General features: G+C 45.3%; 13 protein-coding genes. 10 read left to right on the forward strand and 3 right to left on the reverse strand.

Going from position 1 to position 18,006, the window contains the following annotated elements; genetic code table 11:
* Window positions 1–705 precede the first annotated feature (705 nt).
* The gene (locus BWI96_RS03550; RefSeq protein ID WP_106635360.1) at window positions 706–3,714 is read left to right on the forward strand and encodes a TonB-dependent receptor; all 3,009 of its coding nucleotides are present in this window, start codon (window positions 706–708) and stop codon (window positions 3,712–3,714) included.
* Between the two features lie 43 nt (window positions 3,715–3,757).
* Window positions 3,758–5,500: a RagB/SusD family nutrient uptake outer membrane protein gene (locus BWI96_RS03555; protein ID WP_369804058.1), complete on the forward strand. Its 1,743-nt coding sequence runs from the start codon at window positions 3,758–3,760 to the stop codon at window positions 5,498–5,500.
* A gap of 30 nt (window positions 5,501–5,530) precedes the next feature.
* Here the strand turns inward: BWI96_RS03555 and BWI96_RS03560 are convergent, their stop codons facing one another.
* Window positions 5,531–6,352, reverse strand: a complete 822-nt coding sequence (locus BWI96_RS03560; RefSeq protein WP_232793557.1) for a ThiF family adenylyltransferase — start codon at window positions 6,350–6,352, stop codon at window positions 5,531–5,533.
* Window positions 6,353–6,373: 21 nt separating this feature from the next.
* The gene (locus BWI96_RS03565; RefSeq protein ID WP_106635313.1) at window positions 6,374–7,045 is read right to left on the reverse strand and encodes a TatD family hydrolase; all 672 of its coding nucleotides are present in this window, start codon (window positions 7,043–7,045) and stop codon (window positions 6,374–6,376) included.
* A gap of 232 nt (window positions 7,046–7,277) precedes the next feature.
* On the opposite strand from BWI96_RS03565, the gene gltX reads away from it, so the two are divergent.
* The 7 genes from gltX (at window position 7,278) to BWI96_RS03600 (ending at window position 15,086) form a co-directional block, all read left to right on the forward strand.
* Window positions 7,278–8,774, forward strand: a complete 1,497-nt coding sequence (gltX, locus tag BWI96_RS03570) for a glutamate--tRNA ligase (RefSeq protein WP_106635314.1) — start codon at window positions 7,278–7,280, stop codon at window positions 8,772–8,774.
* Window positions 8,775–8,902: 128 nt separating this feature from the next.
* The gene (locus BWI96_RS03575) at window positions 8,903–9,181 is read left to right on the forward strand and encodes a hypothetical protein (protein ID WP_106635315.1); all 279 of its coding nucleotides are present in this window, start codon (window positions 8,903–8,905) and stop codon (window positions 9,179–9,181) included.
* Between the two features lie 84 nt (window positions 9,182–9,265).
* Window positions 9,266–10,048, forward strand: a complete 783-nt coding sequence (locus tag BWI96_RS03580; protein WP_106635316.1) for a TIGR00266 family protein — start codon at window positions 9,266–9,268, stop codon at window positions 10,046–10,048.
* 295 nt (window positions 10,049–10,343) lie between these two features.
* Complete coding sequence (gene gldD / locus BWI96_RS03585; RefSeq protein WP_106635317.1) at window positions 10,344–10,931, forward strand: gliding motility lipoprotein GldD; 588 nt, start codon at window positions 10,344–10,346, stop codon at window positions 10,929–10,931.
* Window positions 10,919–11,485 (forward strand): GNAT family N-acetyltransferase, encoded by a 567-nt coding sequence (locus BWI96_RS03590; protein WP_232793558.1) that lies wholly within the window; start codon window positions 10,919–10,921, stop codon window positions 11,483–11,485. The genes gldD and BWI96_RS03590 overlap by 13 nt, the downstream gene beginning before the upstream one ends.
* Before the next feature lie 5 nt (window positions 11,486–11,490).
* On the forward strand, window positions 11,491–12,957 hold the full coding sequence (locus BWI96_RS03595; RefSeq protein WP_106635318.1) for an ATP-binding cassette domain-containing protein: 1,467 nt from the start codon (window positions 11,491–11,493) through the stop codon (window positions 12,955–12,957).
* A gap of 197 nt (window positions 12,958–13,154) precedes the next feature.
* Window positions 13,155–15,086, forward strand: coding sequence for a glycoside hydrolase family 127 protein (locus BWI96_RS03600; protein ID WP_106635319.1), 1,932 nt, complete (start codon window positions 13,155–13,157; stop codon window positions 15,084–15,086).
* 152 nt (window positions 15,087–15,238) lie between these two features.
* On the opposite strand, the gene BWI96_RS03605 is transcribed toward BWI96_RS03600, so the two are convergent.
* A complete protein-coding gene (locus BWI96_RS03605; RefSeq protein ID WP_106635320.1) occupies window positions 15,239–16,354 on the reverse strand; it encodes a glycosyltransferase in 1,116 nt (371 codons plus the stop codon).
* A gap of 427 nt (window positions 16,355–16,781) precedes the next feature.
* Between BWI96_RS03605 and BWI96_RS03610 the strand changes: the two genes are divergently transcribed.
* Window positions 16,782–17,939 (forward strand): vanadium-dependent haloperoxidase, encoded by a 1,158-nt coding sequence (locus BWI96_RS03610; protein ID WP_232793559.1) that lies wholly within the window; start codon window positions 16,782–16,784, stop codon window positions 17,937–17,939.
* Window positions 17,940–18,006 lie beyond the last annotated feature (67 nt).

Genomic DNA, 18,006 nt, shown 5'->3' on the forward strand with positions numbered 1-18,006 from the left:
TCTAATCAAGCTTACAGAACCTCGAGAGATACACAAGTTCCTTCGCTCTGGATGACAGATAGGAGAGGCAACCCCAACTACTTCAGCCCAACCGATGCCAGCTTTTTCGCTGGCATCATTCGTCTAACGCTTCATACCTACACCCGTAGTTGTTCGGCTAGAGTCCAGCGACTGCGGGTGGAAGCTGATTTGAATGAACTTCTAGCTAGAAAGTGTTATTCAATCCTAAGTAAGGTCCTTCGTTTCGCTCTGGATGACAGGAGGGAAGGGCGTTATTGCTGCCAGCTTTTTCGCTGGCAGCCCTTGACTATCACCTCGCTTACTATCCTAACTACATAAAGGCCTTATTTGGAATAGAAACGCGTTCGGTAAGAAACGTAAATTCCTTTTGCTCTAACTATTCTCCAAACACAAATAAGGTCCTTCGCTCTGAATGGCAGATCTCGGTATAAACTAATTCTTCCAATGGTTATCTCGAACAAAGTAATAGATAAACGCACGGATGCTCGTTCCTGTCAAAAGGCAGACTCTGACCATTAAATCCTATTTATTTAATTATTCAGATAAATAATTTATGATACATCCGATTTGCTAAAATTATTTCTTGAAATTATTCAAAATTAATAGGGGTAAAGGTGTTTGGTTCAGGTCCTGTATTTGATACTGACTTATTCTACGAAAAACTTGAACAAAACCATTACATCTATGAGAAACTTATTACTAAGTCTTTTCTTTCTGGGGCTTGGTTGGAGTGCTTTCGCTCAGGATCGTCTCATTAACGGACGAGTCACTGGAGACGACCAGCAGCCCATTCCTGGAGCCAGTGTAGCAGTAAAAGGAACGACACGCGGGGCGGTTACCAATGCCGAGGGGAAGTTCTCATTAAGCGTTCCTGAAAACACTATTCTGGTAGTGTCGTCAGTGGGGTATCAGACCCTTGAATTCCCCGTAGGAAATCAGAATTATCTAGAATTAGTGATCCCTTCCAGTACGTCTGCCTTAACGGAAGTCGTCGTCGTAGGTTATGGTACCCAGAAGAAGAGTCAGTTAACAGGGGCCATTTCATCCGTAAGTTCCAAAGAAATTGCGGAGTTACCAATTACCAACGCCCGTCAGGCCTTGCAGGGCCGGGCTGCCGGGGTGGATGTAGTTCAGGCTGGGAGTAAGCCAGGTTCTGGTGTTACCGTCAGGATTCGCGGACGTCGCTCTATCAATGCTTCTAATGATCCTCTGTATGTAGTAGATGGAATTCCATTAGCAGGAGGAATTGATGATATTAACCCCAATGACATTCAGTCCATGGAGGTTTTAAAAGATGCTTCAGCCACGGCCATCTATGGTTCAAGAGGAGCCAATGGGGTAGTCATTGTCACGACTCGTCGTGGAACTACGGGTAAAACGATTGTAAGCTATGACGGATATTATGGCGTTTCAAAAGCTCTCGGCCGTATTGAAGTCATGAACGGGGCTCAGTTTGCGGAATACAAACGGGAATCACGCCGAGCGGTGGGTCGTTATGATGATGCCGATCCTAATGCGGATAGTAAGATCTTCGAAGCCGTTGAGTTGGATGGCATCGCTACTGGTCGTTCAACGGATTACCAGTCATACATCTATCGTACGGGACATATTCAAAGCCATCAGATAGGGGTTCAGGGGGGTAGTGAGAAAACGCAGTTTTCTATTTCGGGTAACTTCTTTCAGGATAAGGGAATCATTAAGACTCAGGACTTTACTCGTTATAGCTTTCGGGTTAACCTGGATCACCAAATTGGTAAACGGGTAAAAGTAGGTACGTCAACCTTCGCTGTTTATAGTGTTAATAATGGCGGAGATACTTTTTATCCAGGCGGTGGGAATGGTTTTAATCCCTTAGGGTTAACGCTGCGTGAAAATCCGCTGGGCAAGCCTTATGATGATAACGGTAACCTGATTTTCCTGCCTACCTCGGATGGACTTCAATCCAATCCTGCGGCTGAAGTAGTACCCGGTGCGAATATTGCTGAAACCAAAACCATCCGGGTTTTCAATAGCTTGTATGGCGAATGGAATATCACAGACGGTTTGAAGTATCGCCTGAACTTCGGACCCGATTTTACGAATCGCCGTTTTGGACGATTTTGGGGAACCTTCACGAACGACCGCCGCGGTGGTGATCCCCGGGGTATGACGGATTACTCGCAGGGCTTCAACTATACCATTGAGAATATCCTGACGTATACCAAGAAATTTCGTGAAATTCATAACCTGAATATTACGGCTCTGCACTCGATTCAGCGGGACAATTATGAAACGGCTCGAATTAGTGTGAATGGTATTCCTGCGGCAACTCAGGAGTTCTACAGCTTAGGCCAGGCTCAAACCATCAATAGCGTTGCTACGGGATTGACTCAGTGGACTTTACAATCCTTCATGGCTCGCTTTAATTACGACTATAATGAGAAATATCTACTGACTTTAACGGGCCGTTACGATGGTTCTTCGCGTTTTGGTCGCAATAATAAATATGGTTTCTTTCCTTCAGTAGCAGCGGGCTGGAATATCAGTAATGAAGACTTCCTGAAAGGGGTAAGCTGGCTCGATCAACTGAAATTGCGGGCTAGTTGGGGTTCGATTGGTAATACCGCTATTGATCCCTATCAGACACAGACGCTACTTTCACGTACCGTTTATGCCTGGAATACAACGGCGGCCTATGGCTACCGTCCTAACTCGATTGGGAATCCTAACTTACGCTGGGAAACGACTTCAACCGCTAATATCGGGTTGGATTATAGCTTCTTCCGGGGCAGACTGGCGGGTTCGCTGGAAGTCTATCAGGCGGATACCCGTGATTTGTTGCTCAATGACCAATTGCCTTATACGAGTGGGTACGGAAGCGTACTACGTAACGTTGGTAAAACTCGCAATCAGGGGCTGGAAATTACCCTTTCTACCATTAACATAGACGCATCTAATGGTTTCCGCTGGAGTACAGATCTTCAGTTTACGAAAAACAAAGAGCAGATTCGTGAACTCTTCAACGGAAAAGTAGACGACATCGGCAACGCTCGTTTCATCGGTCAGCCGATTACTGCCATTTATGATTACAAAAAGATAGGAATCTGGCAAACCAGCGAAAGTGATGAAGCCAAGCGATATGGACAGAATGTAGGAGAGGTAAAACTGCTGGATATCAACGGCGATGGTAAAATTGATGCCGACCATGACCGGATGATTATTGGTTCGCAGATTCCTAAATTCACTGCCGGGATGACCAACCGTTTTAGCTTCAAAGGACTGGACTTATCCTTTTTCCTGTATGCTCGCGTTGGAAGTACCATTACCAGCGGGTTCCACCAGACTTTCAATACGCTGGCAGGACGTTATAATAACCTGAACATCAATTACTGGACTCCTAATAACCCAACGAACGATTTTCCACGTCCAAACCAGAATCAGGAAACGCCGATCTATTCCAGCACGCTGCGTTACTTCAGCGGTACTTTCCTGAAAGTGCGGAACATCAACCTGGGGTACAACGTACCAGAAAATGTAGCGAAACGAGTGGGCATGACCAGTCTGCGGGTCTATCTGGCAGCTCAGCAGCCTTTTATTTTCTCTGAATATCGTTCGAAATACAAAGGTATTGACAACGAAACAGTAGACAGCATTTCTGAAAGCCAGACGCCTTCTACACGCCAGATTATCTTCGGTATTAACGCGAAATTCTAGCAAGTATTTGGAAAACCATTTCAGGATAAAGACTTAGACATTCATGAAAAAAATAGTGTATACCTTATTGATCGCCAGTCTGATGCTGACGAATCAGTCGTGTAAAAATCTTCTGGAGGAGACGCCTATTTCTTCAGTTGGGGCGGAGTATTTCAATTCTCAGGCTGGTTTCGAAGCGGGGGTGAAAGCGGCTTATTCCTCGCTACGGGATTATTACGGTCGTGAAATTGGAACAAATCTGACCGTTTTTGGAACGGACACATACACCATGGGTGCTGATGGCAGTTACAAATACATGAATCAGTATACCACGCAATTTGGCTCCAACGTAGACATCCTTCGGGATTTATGGAATAACTTCTACGTGGCAATTAATACGATGAACGTGCTCATCGACAAAGCCAATGCAGGTACGGTGACGGGTTTAACGGATGCTAACAAAAACCTGAGGATTGCTGAGCTACGATTTTTGCGTGCTCACCATTACTTCATTCTGGTTCAAAACTGGGGACCCGTAGCTTTAACGTTGACGGGTAACCTGGAACCCAAAAAGGATTTTACCCGAGCATCGGTTAAGGAAGTCTATGCAGCGATTACTGCTGACCTGGAAGCATCTCTGGCTGTGTTACCGAATACAACGACGGATTACGGTCGGGTTACCAAGGGAGCTTGTGAGCATTTGCTGGCTCGGGTTTACTTGACAAAGGCGACCTCAGAAGCGGCTGCATCCGACGATTATGCCAAGGCGGCTACGTATGCTCAGAACGTTACTAAAAATTATGGGTATGCCTTATTATCGGATTTCGCGAACGTATATAATCAGGCCAATCAGATTAATAGTGAGGTGATTTTTGCGGTTCAGTATACGAATGATGCTTTGACGGATATTGGCCCCAGTGGTACAGGAGCCACTGTAAACGGGAATCAGACCCACTTATTTTTCGGAAATGAATATGACGTTCAGGCCGGAATGAAACGTGATCTGGCCAACGGTCGTCCTTGGAAGCGTTATATGCCAACGTCTTATTTGTTAAACGTTGTTTTTAATCCAGCGGATCGGACAAAAGATTCCCGGTACAAAAAGACGTTCAAGGATACCTGGTATACTAACAATCCCGGAACATTCACAAACGTTTTTGACAACTCGAAATCGAAGGTAACCCTGGCTCAGGGCGATACGGCGATTTATATTCCTGGAGTGGAATGGACAACGGCTCAACGAGCCGCCAAACCTTATCAGGTATTGGTGCCAAGTCTTTATAAGCCTAATTTATTTCCTGTACTTAACAAGTTTCTGGATCCACTTCGTCAGGATGTTACCGCAGAATGGGGAAATCGTGACTGGTTTGTAATGCGTTTAGCAGAAACGTACCTGATTCTGGCAGAAGCCAATCTGAAGCTTGGTAAAATGCAGGAAGCCGCTGATGCTATTAACATGGTGCGGGTGCGGGCAGCCTGGCCGGGTCAGCAGGAGGCCATGAAAGTCAGTGCTTCCAGCTTAACTATGGAGTTTATTATGGAGGAACGCGAAAGAGAGCTGCTCGGAGAAATGTTCCGCTGGTACGATTTGAAACGGTGGGGTATATTGGTAGATCGGGTGAAAAAATACAACACGACGCTGCTGCTGGAATTCAGGCTTTCCATAACCTGCGTCCGATTCCTCAAACTCAAATTGACCGGACTACGGGCGGTGCTTCTGCATTCCCCCAAAATCCTGGCTATTAATTCATTGAGCAACAAAACCAGAAAAGGGCTTTCTTCGCAAGAAGAAAGCCCTTTTGTATGAACTACAACTAACGAACCACCACTCACTAACTTAAGCCTTTTTCTTGGCTGCAATTTTCGCCTGTTTGCGGAAGTAAGCTTCACGTTCGAGACGTTGACGCTTCCGGGTTTCTATTTGAGAAGCTTCGTAATCTTCAATAGGCTCATGGAGTAAGTCCCGGATAACAACCGAAGCACACACGGCTCCGAAGGTGGCGGGTAAGTAAGAAATCGTTCCGTACGCAGAACGTTTGAAATTGGAGCCGTCCGTATGCATCAGCGAATCGGTGCGTACCAGTTCCGTAGAATAAACGGCTTTTATTCCCGATTGAATTCCGTACCGGCGAAGACGTTTACGCACGTAATGAGCTAGTGTACAAGATTTTGTGTCAAATAAATCGGCTACCTGTATCTGCGTAGGATCAAGCTTGCCACCTGCCCCCATAGAGCTGATAATGCGGTAACCCTTTTCGTGAGCCGTGGCTAATAAGGTTAGTTTGGGCGTAATGGAGTCAATACAATCCATCACGTAAGCAAAGGGTTGGGTTAGGATTTCACGGCAGGCTTCGGGTGACAGGAAGTCTTTACGAACGTGTAACTTTAAGTCAGGATTAATACTGAGTAAACGTTCAGCCATCAAATCAGCTTTGGATAACCCGTGCGTGGTGGCAAGGGCGGGTAACTGTCGGTTTCGGTTGGATGGATCCACCACGTCGCCGTCTACGATCGTCATTTCACCCACGCCCGAACGAGCAATAAATTCGGCGGCAAAGGAGCCCACGCCGCCCAAACCAATGACTAATACGTGTGCCTGGTTTAATAGATCAAGCCCTTCTGGCCCGATGAGTAATTCTGTTCTGGATAACCAACTCATAATCAATATGGATACTGCTTGTCAGGGGATGGGGACCATTCGGTGAAAATTCCGCCAAATCTGATCTTTTAATGTAGAAACAGGAATATTCAAGTGCTTCGATGCGGCTGCAAAGATACTACTTATCGAAATCTCCTGATCATCCGTTTCGAGAAATAGCCGATCTAAAGAGATCATTTTCAGGCATTTTACGGCGTTGGAGTCGTCTTGCAATAAGGCTTTACCCAAAGAGAAATAGAAATCATACTTCTGGAGCTGCTGAACAATTTCCGGTTTATTATTAAAACCATGGACGATTAAAGGTGTATTGATTTTCAGTCGTTTAACTAGCTGAATCAACTCAGGAAAAGCCCGGACGCAATGAATCGTTACCGGAATTTGATGCTGCTGGGCCAGCATTAACTGACGTTCAAAAATGGACTCCTGAAGGGAAAGAGGGGCCTTAGTCAACCGATCCAGTCCACATTCCCCCAAAGTTGTAATTCGTCTGGTTTGAATGGCTCTTTCAATGCCTTGTAATTGTTCCTCTACCTCGTTTTCCTCAATGTACCAGGGGTGAATACCCAAGCTGATTCGCTGTGTTTCGGGCAAAGTATCGAACTCCGAAAAACGGGCGTTATAAATGCTTTCTGAATTTTCGCCAGAATTCAGTTGATGCGTATGAAAATCCAGAAACGAAACGTCTTCCCTCATGCTACAAAAATCTTGTCGCTAAAAATATCAATTTATTACCCGCAATGAGCCATCAAAAAACTTCAGCCATCCATTGAAAACGCAAAACAGCCAACGGAAAACTCCCAACTCAAAACCCTAAACGAAGTAAAAGGAGTAACTTTGCGGCATCCAATGGAGCAGAGAATATCCGGGCAACAGGGTTACGGGTGTAAACCAGCGTAATCACAGGCTCAACTCCAAAATTAATCTTATGTCATCAACTCAAGTTCGCGTACGTTTTGCTCCTAGTCCGACGGGAGCCTTACACATCGGCGGAGTTCGCACCGCACTTTATAATTACCTCTTTGCTCGTCAGATGGGCGGAAAAATGTTGCTTCGTATTGAAGATACGGATCAGAATCGTTTTGTTCCCGGAGCAGAAGATTACATTCTTGAAGCCCTTCAATGGGTAGGTATTACCATCGACGAAGGAGTAGGCGTCGGTGGCCCGCACGCTCCGTATCGTCAGTCAGAGCGGATGCACATGTACCGTGATTTCGCCGAAACATTAATTGCGGCAGATAAAGCGTATTACGCGTTTGATACTACCGAAGAACTGGACGAAATGCGTCAGACCTTTGAAAAACAGGGCTCTACCTTTCAATATAACAGCATTACCCGTACGCGACTGAAAAATTCGCTGACCTTGCCAGCCGAAGAGGTGCAGGCTCGTATCGCGGCGGGTGAACCTCACGTGATCCGTTTGAAAGTACCCGCGAAAGAAGAAATTCGTTTCCGGGATTTGATTCGGGATTGGGTAAACGTTCACTCCTCACAGATTGACGATAAGGTATTATTGAAAGCCGACGGAATGCCTACGTATCACCTGGCTAACGTGGTGGATGATCATTTAATGGAAATTACGCACGTGATTCGGGGGGAAGAATGGTTGCCGTCTGCCCCGCTACACGTGTTATTGTATCAGGCTTTTGGCTGGGAACGTCCCGAATTTGCTCACCTTCCTTTGTTATTAAAGCCCGAAGGAAACGGTAAATTATCCAAACGTGATGCCGATTTGGGTGGTTTTCCCGTATTCCCACTGGAATGGGAAGACCCCGCCAGTGGAGTCGTGGCACGCGGATTTCGGGAAGATGGGTATCTGCCCGAAGCGGTAATCAATTTCCTGGCCTTCCTGGGCTGGAATCCCGGAACAGAACAGGAAATGTTCACGATGGATGAGTTAATTGCTGCGTTCAGTCTGGATAAAATTCATAAAGGAGGAGCCCGTTTTGACATAGCCAAAGCGAAATGGTTCAATCAGCAGTATCTCAAACAGCACTCGGATGCTTCAGTAGCCGAGTCATTAAAGGAGTCATTTGCAGAAAGTAGTCCTGAAAAAATTGAGAAGATTGTTCACTTGCTGAAAGACCGGGTGACCTTCCCGCAGGAAATCGTCGAGCAGTCAAAATTCCTTTTTGAAGCACCTACGCAGTACGACGAGCAGGTAATGACGACGAAATGGAATGCCGACGTAGCAGCTGTAGTCGAACAGTACGCAAAGGTATTACCCGAAGTAGAGCCTTTCACGGCTGAGACGGCCAAGGAAGCATTACATAAAGTTACCGACGAAAAAGGCATTAAATTAGGAAAAGTAATGCAGCCACTCCGCGTCGTACTAACTGGAGCCCCCGCCGGCCCCGACCTGATGTTATCCATGGAAATCATGGGCAAAGCAGAGGTAGTAGATCGGTTGAAGAAAGTATTATAAGCGTTTTGGGTTTGGGGTTTTGAGTTTAGAGTTATGAAAAGAATCATTAAGCCAGACTGGCGGAATGATAAAATTTTTGATTCGCAGAAACTCAAAACCTTAAACTCAAAACTCAAAACATAAAAGTCATGGCAAAGAAATCAGCGAAAAAGCCCGCTCAACCCGAAAAGCCGCGAGTTCATAAAGACTTAGACGGACTCGATATTACGATTAATAATTTTGGGGAACTGAATATGTCTTTGCCGATCGATAAAATCAACGAGTTTTTGAACCGTACGGTGGACGATAAAAAACTACGTCACCGCGATGATCTCGAAGCTTTACCCGGTCGGAAAAAAGAAGATTCAGAAGAAGAGGAAGACGATTTCGATTTACCGGATGATCTCAAACGCGAACTGGGCGAGTAGTTTAGAAGGGTTTGAGCCGTTTATGAGTCGATATTGAAATGTTACCTTATCAAACGAAACAAACCCTTACAAACCTTCCAAGCTATGCGTAGCCACGAAATTGATTACAAAATCATCGGTGAAGATATTCAGATCGTAGAAATTGAACTGGATCCTAACGAAACCGTAGTTGCCGAAGCCGGTTCCATGCTTTTCATGGAAGATGGTATTCAGTTTGAAACGAAAATGGGAGATGGCTCGGAGCCGGATCGTGGCTTGTTTGGTAAGCTCATGCAGGCGGGTAGTCGGGTTCTGATGGGTGAATCACTCTTCATTACGCACTTCACAAACCGGGGTTACCGAAAAAGTAAGGTAGCTTTTGCCGCTCCTTATCCCGGTACGGTTATTCCCATTAATCTGGCTTCTTTACCTGGACAAACACTGATTGCTCAGAAAGACAGCTTTCTCTGTGCTGCCTTGGGTACAAAAATTGCCGTTACATTCAATCAGAAAATCGGGTCAGGATTATTTGGGGGTGAAGGATTCATTCTCCAACGACTACAGGGCGATGGACTAGCTTTCGTACATGCCGGTGGCGTAGTGATTGAACGCTATCTGAATAACGAAAGCCTCCGCATTGATACGGGTTGTATCGTTGCTTTTGAGCAACAGATTAATTATTCTATCCAGCGTTCAGGGGGTCTGAAATCGATGGTTTTTGGTGGGGAAGGCATCTTCTTGGCTACGTTGTCAGGAACGGGTCGCGTCTGGATTCAGTCCATGCCGATTGTGAAATTGGCAAATACGCTCAGTTCAATGACTAGCGTTACTGGTAGCGGTCGGGAAAGCGGTTCGGTATTAGGTGGCTTAGGTAACTTGTTTGAGTAATGAATAGATGCCGCTGGTAGTTTTTCTGCTGGCAGCTTTTTCGCTGGCAGGTCCAGCAGGTCGGTAGCGTTGTTCAATAAAAGCTAACTACGAAAAACACAGATTCACGAAAGAATCTTCGTACTTAGAAAATAATCATAAATTCGCGGGAATCCCATCACAAGGGGTTCCCGTTTTCGTTTATTCAGTTGTCAGCTTGCCCTTTTCAGTTTGGAATCTACTAAGAACTGTAGCACAATTAAAACTGAAAACAGACAATGGTAAACTGAAAACGAATAACAGACCACTAAAAAAGATGCTTCGAACGATTTTTTATAGCTTGATTACGCTTCTGATGACTAGCTTTTTGCTGGCTTGCAATGAAGATTATACTCCTAAACCCAAAGGTTTTCAACGCATTGATCTGCCACCGCATAGTTACCAGCAGCTTACGGAAGATCATCCCTATACTTTTGAATATTCCAAAGCCGCGGTTATCAAACCCGATACCTTTCTGAATGCCGAACCCCACTGGATTTTCATTCATTATCCGGCCCTAAAAGCAAATATTCAGCTGACCTATAAACCCATCCTGGGTAGTAAAGACCGGCTTCGGGGATTCATTGCCGATGCCTATAAACTCGCTTCCAAGCACCAGGAAAAGGCATATGCTGTAAAAGATGCCATGGCCCTGGGGAAAACGGGACAAAAATTTGTCATTCTGGAAATTGCCGGAGATGTGCCCAGTCATATGCAGTTTTATACCACCGATTCCACGAAAAATTTCCTTCGGGGAGCGATGTATCTGCAAACGGCTACTGAGAACGATTCGCTCACGCCCGTTGTAGAATACCTCAAAAAAGACGTGATGCATTTGGTGAATACAATGAAATGGAAGAAATAATTGAGTTTACCACCGTTCAAACCGAAGCGGAACTGCAACAGCTTTATACCTTAATGCAGGCGAATTTGCTTGCGAATATAACCGCAGCCGTTGCTCAGGATCAGGGCTTTGTTACCATTCCTTACGAACTGGATTTATTGCGGGACATGAATACGCAGGCTCCGCATATCATTGCAAAGGATGGAGATCAGGTAGTGGGTTATGCCTTAACGGCAAGTCCGAGGGTAAAGCATCCTTTTTTTGATCCCTTGCTGGAAACCTTATCTACGTTAACGTATAAGAATAAGCCGCTTTCTGAATCTTCTTATTACCTCATGGGTCAGGTTTGTGTGGCGGAAGGTTACCGGGGCAGAGGAATTTTTGATGGGATGTACCAGCAGCACCGTAAAACCTATAGTGCTGACTTTGATTACCTTATTACTGATATTTCCGTGCGGAATACCCGTTCGCAGGCGGCTCACCGTCGCGTGGGATTCCAGCCCATTCATACTTTTACAGACTCTACCGCCACGCACGATACCTGGGTTGTTGTGCTGTGGGACTGGACTTGCTAGTGCTTATGTCAACATTATTTAAACTGGAAAATGCCAGCATTGGCTGGGAACGGGAAACCATTATCCGGGGGTTAAACCTCACTATTCAAGCGGGCGAACACTGGGCTCTGGTGGGACCAACGGGTTCGGGGAAATCTTTATTATTGTCAGTATTAGCCGAAAAACGAAGCATCCTGAATGGAACATTTCAGGCTATTCCCGCTAAAAAAGACATCGAACTCGTAGCCAGCGATTTCAGCTTTAATCGAAACATTGCCGCAACCGCTACCTTTTATCAGCAACGCTTCAATAGTTATGCTTCCGAAGAAAGCCCGACGGTTTGGGAGGTTTTGCAGGAACAGGTAAAACCCGCCGGAACCGTAGACGCTCATTCGGTTGAATTACCACCGCTGGCTTATGACGAAGATTACCTGCAACAGGTGGCTACGCAATTACGGGTAAGCCATTTGCTGGAACGACACGTTACCTCACTTTCCAATGGCGAAACCCGTCGGACTTTATTAACCCGGAGTTTCCTCAAAAAGCCCAAAGTTCTGATTCTGGATAATCCTTTTGTTGGACTGGATGTAACCAGCCGGGCTTCTTTGCATGAAATTCTGAATCATATCGCCGAATCAGGAACGACACTTCTTATGGTGGCTCCGCCTAAGGATATTCCGGCGGCGATTACGAATGTGTTAGTCTTACCACAGGGTACTTCGGTAACTCGTGAAAATTACGTTCCGACTCAAGACTTGACGGAACGTAAGGTCATCGAGTTACCCAAACCATTGACCGAGCATGTGGATTTCTCCTACGCCATTCACATGCGTAATATTTCGATTCGTTACGGAGAAACACAGGTGCTTGATCATGTGAACTGGGCGGTGAAAAGAGGAGAGAAGTGGGCCTTACTAGGACCCAACGGTTCTGGAAAATCAACTTTATTAAGCTTGATTACAGGCGATAACCCCCAGGCATACGCAAACGACTTTGACCTGTTTGACCGCAAACGCGGCACGGGTGAAAGTATCTGGGACATTAAGAAGAAAATTGGTTTTGTTTCACCGGAGCTCCATCTGTATTTCCCAAGAGACCAGAACGTCTGGAAAGTGATTGCTTCGGGGCTATTTGACACGATGGGTTTATTTAAAGTACTGAAACCCGACCTGGTTGAATACCTGGAAGCGTACATCGCAGCCTTTGAATTGCAGGATTTGAAAGAAAAGAAGCTGTCGCAGCTTTCAACGGGGCAACAGCGACTGGTATTACTGGCGAGAGCTTTAGTCAAAAATCCACCCTTACTGATTCTCGACGAGCCCTGTCAGGGACTGGATACAGACCAAATGACTCGTTTCCGGGATACCGTAGACGCCCTTTCCGAAACTTCAGAACGAACTTTAGTATATGTATCGCATTATACGGAAGAAATTCCTACCTGCGTAACCCATACCATTCGGCTGAATCAGGGAAAAGTGGTGGAGATGGTATAAAACTATAGCTAGCCATAACTTTCTGAAAGCAGCGAGGCTCGGTTTAAAACCGGGCCTCGCTGCTTTCAGAAAGCTAAAAATGACTTACCAGTTTTCGAGTTTCAACATCATCAGGGTATTATTTTTTTAGTAAATCCGACGTTGAGATTCCCAACATTCGATTTTATGAAAAAAGTACCTTCCTGACTTTTCTGGGAATGGCGGTAACGGGCGTTTCTCAGGCCCAAGATTACCCCATTCAGCCTGTTCCTTTTACTGATGTAAAAATCTCCTCGGCCTTCTGGCAGCCTCGCATCGAAACCAACCGTACCCGTACGATTCCTTTCGCCTTTGAAAAATGCGAAGAAACGGGTCGGATCGATAATTTTGCCATTGCCGGAAAACTCAAAAAAGGCGAATTCAGAGGGCAGCGGTTTGATGACTCTGATGTCTTTAAGGTAATAGAAGGAGCTTCTTATTCCCTGGCTAGCCATCCTGACCCGAAGCTGGAAGCTTACCTGGATACGGTTATTACCAAAATTGCCGCCGCCCAGGAACCGGATGGTTACCTCTATACCATCCGTACCATTCTCGGTGATCGGATTATGGAGAAAGACTGGCGGGCAGGTTATACCCGTTTCAATTTCATAAATGGCTCGCATGAGTTGTACAACGTAGGCCATATGTACGAAGCCGCAGTAGCTCACTACCAGGCAACTGGTAAAAAGAATTTGCTGAATGTAGCTACCAAAAATGCCGACTACTTACTGACTGTTTTTGGGCCAGATAAACTGCTCGAAGTTCCCGGCCATGAAGAAATCGAAATAGGTCTGGTGAAGTTATATCGGGCTACAAAGAAGAAAGAATACCTTGATTTAGCGAAGTTTTTCATCGACATGCGGGGTCGGAAAGACCTGCGTCGCATTCTGATCGTTCAAAAACCAGACGGCAGTGCCACGCACGCCGATAGCATGTATTTTCAGGATCATCTACCCGTTACTCAACAGACGGAAGTCGTAGGCCATTCCGTTCGGGCGGGTTATCTCTATGCCGGAATGACGGATGTAGATGCCATGATGGGTTCTAAAACCTACAGCAAAGCCTTACAGAAACTATGGCATAATGCCGCTGACCAGCGGATGTACCTGACGGGCGGGGTAGGTTCGGACCGCTCGAATGAAGGGTTTGGCGAAAATTATCACTTACCTAATAAAGAAGCTTACGCTGAAACCTGTGCTTCGGTGGCTCAGATGTTGTGGAATTACCGAATGTTCCTGGAGTCTGGCGAAGGGGCTTATCTGGATATATTTGAGCGAATCATGTATAATGGTTTTCTCTCCGGCGTTTCGCTGGACGGGACCCATTTCTTTTACCCAAATCCGCTGGAAGCGGACGGCGTTACCAAATTTAACGGGGAAGCCACGCGGGTCGAATGGTTCGCCACCTCCTGCTGCCCTACTAATGTTACCCGGGTCATGCCTTCGTTGCCGGGTTACGTGTATGCTACAAAAGATAACAATCTGTATCTGAATTTATTAATGGGTGGAACGGCTAAAGTATCCGTCAAAAATACACCCGTAGAGTTAATTCAGGAGACGAATTATCCCTGGAATGGCTTCATGAAACTGACCGTAAATCCCGAAAGATCAATGGACTTTGCTTTGCAGCTTCGCCTGCCGGGCTGGTCGCAGGGAAAACCTGTGCCGGGAGATTTATATCGGTATCAAAATGCGGAGGTTCAACCTGTGGTAATTAAAGTAAATGGGAAAAAGATTAAGTATGAAGTCACTAAAGGATTTGCAACGCTGACTCGAAACTGGAAAAAAGGGGATGTCGTAGAAATGGAGTTACCAATGCCCATTCGAAAAGTGCTGGCGAATGAACAAGTGGAGGCCGATCGGGGGAAAGTAGCTTTGGAACGCGGTCCGCTGGTGTATTGCGTTGAAGGCGTGGATAACGGCGGAGATGTAAATGAGATTTCAGTCAGTGATCAGACCAAACTGAAGTTTGTGAATGACCCGGATTTTATCACCACAAGTGTATTAATTAAAGGCGAAAACGCAGATGGCAAGAAGTTTACAGCCATTCCTTACCACTTGTGGAGTCATCGCGGTGTGGGTAAAATGGCCGTTTGGGTACCCAAAAAGTAGTTAAAATAAGGATTGAAAGTTTTTAATTGATAGTCTAATGCTTACTAGTCGTCAAAGTAGACTATTAAATAATGATAAGAACTTATGTTTGAGCGTTTGAATTGTTAGAGGAGGGTAAGGTTTTGACTGGTGGTAAAGCTCTGTTCAGAACCTTACCCTTCTTTGATTACTTTTTCGTAAAAAGCTAAGAGCTTTTGTTGTTCCCCGGCCCAGTTGTAATGCTTTTGCACGGCTGTTTTACCCCTTTCACCCATCTGTGTTCTTTCGTTCGGGTTTTCAATGAAAAACTTCAGGCTTTCGTACAGAGCCCCGGCATCCGTTGGATTCACGCAATGCCCACAGCTATGATGCTCTACGACAGACTGATACAAAGGGAAATTTGACGTTATCACGGGTAAGCCTAACGCCATATATTCAAAAATTTTAGTCGGGTAGGAACCCTCAAAGTCACCGATGGGTTTGAGTAAAGCAATTCCAGCCAGGCATTTCGCTCCCTTCTGATATGCTTCCCTGGCGGGTGTATACCCATAAAATATCAGGTTCTCTTTCACCTGAGCATAACCCGGCATCTGTTCTACCTCTTCCATCGAGCTTAAGTCAAAACCGACTTTCCCGAAAATATGCCAGCGAAAAGTAGGATAATCTTTACGAAGCAAACCTGCCGCTTCAATCATCACATCCAGGCAACGGGCTTTACTCAATTGCCCCAGGTAAAAAAAAGCAGGTTCTTTAGGATGAGCCTGTCCTACGGGAATTGAGGTTAAGTCAGGGAAATTATGAATAACAACGCTTGATTTTGCCAAATCTGAATACGATTCCCGATACGAATCTTCGGCAAAAATGAAGTGGAATTTCTTACGAGCGATGTGGTCAAAAAGCTTGAAAAAACTCCGAAACAGTAGATTATTGTTTACTTGCTTACCTTTCAATTGCTTCCCCATATTCTCATACACGTCAAAAATGACGGTAGCTCCCAGCCAGTGATGCACTAAAGCAATGGGCAGAGCCTCTGGAGCGTGCACATGAACGATGTCCGGTCTTAAACGAAGACTCTTCCATAAAGCCAGCGGATGAACCAGCCCTAAACGTTTAATCAGCGAAGAATGATAAGGTAAGAAATGATACTCAAGGTCCGCGTTTGGCAAGCACTGCTGGGTAACCAAAGCCAGCGTTCGATACCGAAGAGCGGTAGTAAAAGCCATTTTTAGAATCATTCGGGAATCATCGCCCCGGTGGAGGGTACTTAGGTGGAGTACTTTACTTTTCATAACTCCTATACTCCGAAATTTCGATAAATGAGGATATATGCCTGATCAAAACTAGACAATGAGTAGTGCAGAAGCCTAGTATTTACAAAGATAGTATAAACTCCTAGTGTATAGATGAGGGCAATTAGATGATTCTTGGAAGGGTTATGGGTTGTACAAGTAAAATAAAATAATGGTTAAATTATATAAAAGGGCATTGGATGCTATTCGTTCTATTAAATTTGTAGTAATTTATTGAAATAAAATTATACTATAGTAAGATTCAGATGAAGAGAATTTTCCTTGCATTGATTGTCAATATGCTGATTTTCAGCAGTTGCCAGAAAAATAAGAATGAATACACCTTACTGACTAATAACCCTGACTTTTTAAGAAAGGCAGAGCGTAAGCTACCCAAGTTATTATACACGATGTGTTTGGCCCACCTGTGGCAGCCCGCATTTATGCCTATTCCAGTTTGGCAGCGTACGAAGCTTTACTCCCCATGTATCCTCAGTACCAAAGCATGGCAGGGCAGTTAAATGAATACACGGCTACACCTAAACCTGAAGCCAATCAGGAGTATTGTTACCCATTGGCAAGCAGTAGGGCCTTTCTGATGGTAGGGCGGCAGTGGACTTTTTCAGGCGATATAATTGATGATTTCGAAAAAGACTTTTATAAATCGTTTGAAGAGGCTTTGCCCTCAGATGTATACGAACGTTCCATGGCGTACGGTGAAGCGGTTGCTAAACACGTCATTGCCTATTCTTTAAAGGATCGCTATAAAGAAACCCGGGGATTTCGTTATACCGTAACCAACCATAAAGGGAGCTGGGTGCCTACGCCGCCCGCATACATGGATGCTTTGGAACCCTTCTGGGCTAAAATCCGACCCATGGTACTGGACTCTGCCGCACAATTTCGGATTGAAGGTTTTCCGGCCTACAGTACCAATTCCAATAGCGATTGTTTCAAAGAGGCAAAAGAGGTTTATGAGGCTGTCAAATTCGGTACAGAAGAGCAAAAAGAAATTGCAAATTTCTGGGATTGTAATCCTTTTAAAATGAATATTCAGGGGCATGCTGCTTTTGCGACCAAAAAAATGTCTCCGGGTGGCCATTGGATGAGTATCGTAGGGCTAACCACTCGTCAAGCTCATAAAGATTTTATGCAGACCGCCGAAGCGTATCTGCTTACTTCCATTGCTCTATTTGACGGTTTCATTGCTTGCTGGGATGAAAAGTACCACTCCGTTCGTATTCGCCCAGAAACATATATTAATAATGTAATAGATGATCAATGGCAACCTTTATTACAGACTCCCCCTTTTCCTGAATATCCTTCTGGTCACAGCGTCATTTCAGCTTCTTCTGCGGTTGTCTTAACAGCCCTCATGGGTGATCATTTAAACTTTGCCGACTCTTCCGAAATAGCCTATGGGCTACCCGTGCGTCAATATCCCTCTTTCAAAGCCGCTGCAACTGAAGCAGCCATTAGCCGACTCTACGGTGGAATCCATTTCAAGTCTGGAATCGACCATGGCTTTAGCCAGGGCCAGTCCGTGGGAGAATGGATATTACATCATATACAAACAAAACGATAAAAACGGTTGTCTCAGAGGATTAACGTAGGTATAATTTTGAAATGGGTGGCTATTTTGCTCATATGTT

This window comes from Siphonobacter sp. SORGH_AS_0500, assembly GCF_002838835.1.
Classification (GTDB): domain Bacteria; phylum Bacteroidota; class Bacteroidia; order Cytophagales; family Spirosomataceae; genus Siphonobacter.

Excerpts from the sequence above, each read along its gene's own strand:
- BWI96_RS03580 (WP_106635316.1), top strand. The coding sequence starts at position 9,266 with ATGCGTAGCCACGAAATTGATTACAAAATCATCGGTGAAGATATTCAG.
- BWI96_RS03575 (WP_106635315.1), top strand. The coding sequence starts at position 8,903 with ATGGCAAAGAAATCAGCGAAAAAGCCCGCTCAACCCGAAAAGCCGCGA.
- BWI96_RS03565 (WP_106635313.1), bottom strand. The coding sequence starts at position 7,045 with ATGAGGGAAGACGTTTCGTTTCTGGATTTTCATACGCATCAACTGAAT.
- BWI96_RS03560 (WP_232793557.1), bottom strand. The coding sequence starts at position 6,352 with ATGAGTTGGTTATCCAGAACAGAATTACTCATCGGGCCAGAAGGGCTT.
- gldD (WP_106635317.1), top strand. The coding sequence starts at position 10,344 with ATGCTTCGAACGATTTTTTATAGCTTGATTACGCTTCTGATGACTAGC.
- BWI96_RS03555 (WP_369804058.1), top strand. The coding sequence starts at position 3,758 with ATGAAAAAAATAGTGTATACCTTATTGATCGCCAGTCTGATGCTGACG.
- BWI96_RS03605 (WP_106635320.1), bottom strand. The coding sequence starts at position 16,354 with ATGAAAAGTAAAGTACTCCACCTAAGTACCCTCCACCGGGGCGATGAT.
- gltX (WP_106635314.1), top strand. The coding sequence starts at position 7,278 with ATGTCATCAACTCAAGTTCGCGTACGTTTTGCTCCTAGTCCGACGGGA.
- BWI96_RS03600 (WP_106635319.1), top strand. The coding sequence starts at position 13,155 with ATGGCGGTAACGGGCGTTTCTCAGGCCCAAGATTACCCCATTCAGCCT.
- BWI96_RS03595 (WP_106635318.1), top strand. The coding sequence starts at position 11,491 with ATGTCAACATTATTTAAACTGGAAAATGCCAGCATTGGCTGGGAACGG.
- BWI96_RS03550 (WP_106635360.1), top strand. The coding sequence starts at position 706 with ATGAGAAACTTATTACTAAGTCTTTTCTTTCTGGGGCTTGGTTGGAGT.
- BWI96_RS03590 (WP_232793558.1), top strand. The coding sequence starts at position 10,919 with ATGGAAGAAATAATTGAGTTTACCACCGTTCAAACCGAAGCGGAACTG.